The organism is Janthinobacterium sp. AD80 (assembly GCF_002878455.1).
GTDB lineage: Bacteria > Pseudomonadota > Gammaproteobacteria > Burkholderiales > Burkholderiaceae_D > Janthinobacterium.
The window spans coordinates 1-3,884 of record NZ_NRDQ01000286.1 but is presented as its reverse complement, the minus strand read 5'-3'; the positions used below and the strand labels follow the sequence as shown (position 1 = coordinate 3,884).

The window sequence follows — 3,884 nt, the reverse complement described above, 5'->3', positions numbered from 1 at the left end:
CGGAGCCAAGGCCCGCCAGCGCGCCCGAGATCAGCATGACGATGATGATCATCCTGAACAACGATTACCGCGCCGCGCTGGGCGCCATCACGGCCTTTGCGCAAAACCTGGCGCGCCAGCCGGGCATGCAGGTCAGCATCGAGGAAACGCCGCTGGACCTGCGTCCCAGCGCGTCCCTGTCGGGCAAGAGCGCCGCGCCGGCAGCGGCCAGCCAGGCCCGCTTCACCCTCTTGCTCGTGTGGCAGCCATGAGCGGCCCCGTCAAGCACCCGCCCCTGCCCGGCATGAAAAAAGCCGCGGCGCCCGCGCGCACCCTGCCCGCCTGGATGGGCGAGCTGCAGCTGGTCCGGCGTGCCCTGCTGTGCTTCACGCTGACCATGCTGGCCAGCCTGCTCTTGCTCAGCCTGAGCGCCGCCTACCGCCAGCGCCAGGAAATGCAGCTGGAAACGGCGCGCCACGCGCGCGCGGCCGCCGCCAGCCTGTTCAACCATATGGAAGCGGAAAAGCAGGAAATCCGCATCTACGAACCGCAATTCCTGGCCCTGCGCCAGCGCGGCCTGATCGGCGAGGAAAACCGCCTGGCCTGGATCGACGCCATCCGCCAGAGCCAGGAGCGGCGCAAGCTTCTGCCCATCAGCTACGACATCAGCCCGCAGCAGCTGCTGCAAGTCCCCACGCCCATGGCCACGGGCCAGTACCAGCTGCGTGCCAGCAAGATGCAGCTGCACCTGGACTTGCTGCACGAAATGGACTTGCTGAACCTGTTCGACGACTTGCGCCAGGCCGGCTATTTTGCCGTGCACGATTGCGCGCTCAAGCGCATCGCCGGTGGGGCAGCAGGTACGGGTGCGAACGCGGGCGCGGACGCTGGCGGCGGCGCCACGTCGGCCACCCTGAGCGCCGATTGCAGCCTGCTGTGGCTGACCTTGGGCAGCGGCCAGCCGGTCCAGGTGCATCCATGAGACGCGCCATCCTCCTGCTGCTGCCGCTGGCCTGCGGCATGGCCGCGGCCCAGGCGCCAGGCCCGCAGCTGGGGCGCCTGTTCGCCTCGCCCGAGCAGCGCGCCCAGCTCGATGCCCAGCGCTACGGGCCGCCGCCGGCCGATCCCGCACTGGCGCTCCCGCCACCGCCGCTGCCGCCGCCACCGGCCCCGCCCATGGAACTGAATGGCGTCGTGCAGCGCAGCAGCGGACGCTCCACCGTGTGGCTGAACCAGACGCCGCAAACGGAACCGTATAACCAGTTGGGCCATGACCGCAGCGGCGCTACGGGCACCCCTGACCCTGCGCCTGTCGACGGGCCAGGTGGTGCTGCTCAAGCCGGGCCAGCGCTACGACCCGGCCACCGGCAGCGTCAGCGAAGCGCCGGAGGGGCAGCCATGAAGCCACTGGCTTGCCCGGCGCGGCGGCAAGGGCGGCAACGCGGCGCGGCCCTGCTGCTGCTGGTTGCCGTGCTGGGCCTGGGCACGGCCAGCTTGCTGATCAGCGCCTTTGGCCGCAACACGGCCGAGAACGCGCGCCAGCAGCGCACCCTGGCCACCCTGGCGCAGGCGCGCGACGCCTTGCTGGGTTTTGCGACGGTCAACGGCCGCCTGCCGCGCCCTGCCGCCTCGGCCATCGATGGCCGCGAGCGTGCCGATGCCTGCCAGAGCGATGCCGATTGCAGCGGCTTCCTGCCGTGGGTGGCGCTGGGCGTGAGCGGTGTCGACGCCTGGGGCAAGGTGCTGCGCTACAGCGTCACGCCGGAAATGGCGCGCGCGCCCATCGTCTCGTTTTCCGCCGTCGCCAACCGCGTCGTGCGCACGCGCGACAGCCGCGGCGAACTGGTGTACATGGCCGGCCAGGAACAGTGCGACGTCAGTATCCAGTGCCTGCCCGTGGTGCTGTTCTCGCAGGGCAAGGCGCCGTTCGGCACCTACGCCAGCGGCGTGGCGCAGGCGCCCACGCTGCGCGGCGCGCTCGACGCGGCCGCCAACGACAGCGCCAGCCGCAGTGTCATCTCCCGTCCCGCCGATACCACCGGGCAGGTGGCCGGCGGCGCCTTCAACGATATGGTTGCCTGGATTACCTTGCCCACCTTGTACCAACGCATGCGCGCCGCGCGCAACCTGCCATGAGCGCCCGTCCCCTGCCTTGCCGGCGCCAGCACGGCTTTTCCCTGATTGAAATCGCCATCGTGCTGGTCATCGTCGGCCTGATGATCGGCGGCCTGGTCACGCCGCTGACGGTACAGCTGGAACAGCGCAAGGTGGCCGAGACGCAAAAAGCGCTCGACGAGGCCAGCGAGGCGCTGACGGGCTTTGCACTGCGCAATGGCTACCTGCCCTGTCCCGCCATTTCCAGCCAGAATGGCCTGGAAGACCGGCGCGGCGGCCGCTGCAACGGCGAAAAACGCGTGGGCTTCCTGCCCTGGGCCACGCTGGGCCTGCGCCAGGGCGACAGCTGGGACCATCTGTTCCGCTACAGCGTCACGCCCGCCTTCAGCGACAGCGCGCAGCCGTTCAGCCTGGGCACCCCGCGCGACATCAGCATCGTCACGCGCAACGGCGGCCCGCTGGTGCAGGCGACGGCGCTGAACGACATTCCCGCCATGATTTTGTCGCACGGCAAGAACGGCTTCGGCGCCACCAGCACCCAGGGCCAGCGCCAGGCCGGAGCGGCGGGCAACAATGTCGACGAGCGCAACAATGCGGCCAGCCTGAACATCTACATCAGCCGCGCCGCCAGCGGGCCGCAGCAAGCCGGCGGCGAATTCGACGATATTGTCGTCTGGCTGTCGCCCAACGTGCTGTTCAACCGCATGGTGCAGGCGCAAAGGCTGCCCCGCTGATGCCGATGCCGACCCTGCTCAAGCCCGTGCTGACCATCGCCCGCTACACGCTGCTCGAAGCGCTGCGCAGCCGCTTGCCCTGGCTGTGCGTGCTGGCCGCCGGCGCCGCGCGGCCTGGCCGGCTTCCTGCAGCAACTGGCGCTGACGGAAAGCGCCGCCGTGCAGGCGTCCCTGCTGGCGGCCGGCTTGCGCCTGGCCAGCGTTTTCCTGCTGGCCACCTTCATCGTCACCAGCATGGCGCGCGAAGCGGCCGACAAGGGCCTCGAGTGGCTGCTGGCCATGCCCATGCCGCGCGCCGCCTACCTGCTGGGAAAACTGCTGGGCTACGGCGCGCTGGCGGCCGTGCCGGCGGTGCTGTTCGGCCTGCTGATGGCGCTGTTCGCCCCGCCCGCCCGGAGCGCGCTATGGGCCGCCTCCCTGCTGGGCGAATTGTGGATCGTCGCCGCCTTCAGCCTGCTGTGCGCCGCCAGCTTGCAGCAGGCGCTGCCGGCACTGGCCGCCGTCAGCGGCTTTTATCTCTTGGCGCGCAGCGTGGGCAGCCTGCAACTGCTGGCGCACGGCGCGCCGGCCGGCGATACCTGGGCGCAGCAGGCGATGGCGGGCAGCATCGACGTGCTGGCCCTGCTGCTGCCCCGCCTCGACACCTTCACGCGCACGGAATGGCTGCTGTACGCCAGCGGCGGCTGGCCCGACCTGGCCGGCATCGCCACGCAGACGGTCATCTATGCGGGCCTGCTGGCCGCCTGCGCGCTGTGCGACTTTTATCGCCGGAATATCTGATGGCCAGCTCCTTGCGCCCCTGGGCCTGCGTGCCCCGCGCCCTGCGCTGGCTGCTGGCCGCGACGCTGCTGCTGCAGCTGGGCTGACGCGTGCTGCAGCAGGCCGAACCGATTCTGCGCATCGATGCCGATTCGACGCGCAAGAAGGGCAGCGCGCAGGAAGCGTCGACACCGTGCACCGGGGCGAAGTGGATATTCTGATCGGCACGCAGATGGTGGCCAAGGGCATGACTTCAAAAGCTGAACGCTGGTGGGCATTTTGAACCCGGACACGGCC

The 3,884-nt window shown here is 70.0% G+C and carries 4 protein-coding genes and 1 pseudogene; all 5 read left to right on the top strand.

The window, feature by feature from the left end; all coding sequences use genetic code 11:
• A pseudogene (locus JaAD80_RS28725) lies at positions 1-251 on the top strand (hypothetical protein); the annotation flags it as partial.
• Positions 248-961, top strand: a complete 714-nt coding sequence (locus JaAD80_RS28720; protein ID WP_258003247.1) for a hypothetical protein — start codon at positions 248-250, stop codon at positions 959-961. The pseudogene JaAD80_RS28725 and the gene JaAD80_RS28720, both read left to right, overlap by 4 nt.
• Complete coding sequence (locus JaAD80_RS31790) at positions 958-2,115, top strand: hypothetical protein (protein WP_258003246.1); 1,158 nt, start codon at positions 958-960, stop codon at positions 2,113-2,115. Before JaAD80_RS28720 ends, JaAD80_RS31790 begins: the two co-directional genes overlap by 4 nt.
• Positions 2,112-2,828, top strand: a complete 717-nt coding sequence (locus JaAD80_RS28710) for a type II secretion system protein (RefSeq protein WP_102299577.1) — start codon at positions 2,112-2,114, stop codon at positions 2,826-2,828. The genes JaAD80_RS31790 and JaAD80_RS28710 overlap by 4 nt, the downstream gene beginning before the upstream one ends.
• 159 nt (positions 2,829-2,987) lie before the next feature.
• Positions 2,988-3,608, top strand: a complete 621-nt coding sequence (locus JaAD80_RS28705) for an ABC transporter permease (protein ID WP_258003245.1) — start codon at positions 2,988-2,990, stop codon at positions 3,606-3,608.
• Positions 3,609-3,884 lie beyond the last annotated feature (276 nt).

Coding starts and splice junctions, on each gene's coding strand:
- JaAD80_RS31790 (WP_258003246.1), top strand. CDS start 958: ATGAGACGCGCCATCCTCCTGCTGCTGCCGCTGGCCTGCGGCATGGCC.
- JaAD80_RS28710 (WP_102299577.1), top strand. CDS start 2,112: ATGAGCGCCCGTCCCCTGCCTTGCCGGCGCCAGCACGGCTTTTCCCTG.
- JaAD80_RS28720 (WP_258003247.1), top strand. CDS start 248: ATGAGCGGCCCCGTCAAGCACCCGCCCCTGCCCGGCATGAAAAAAGCC.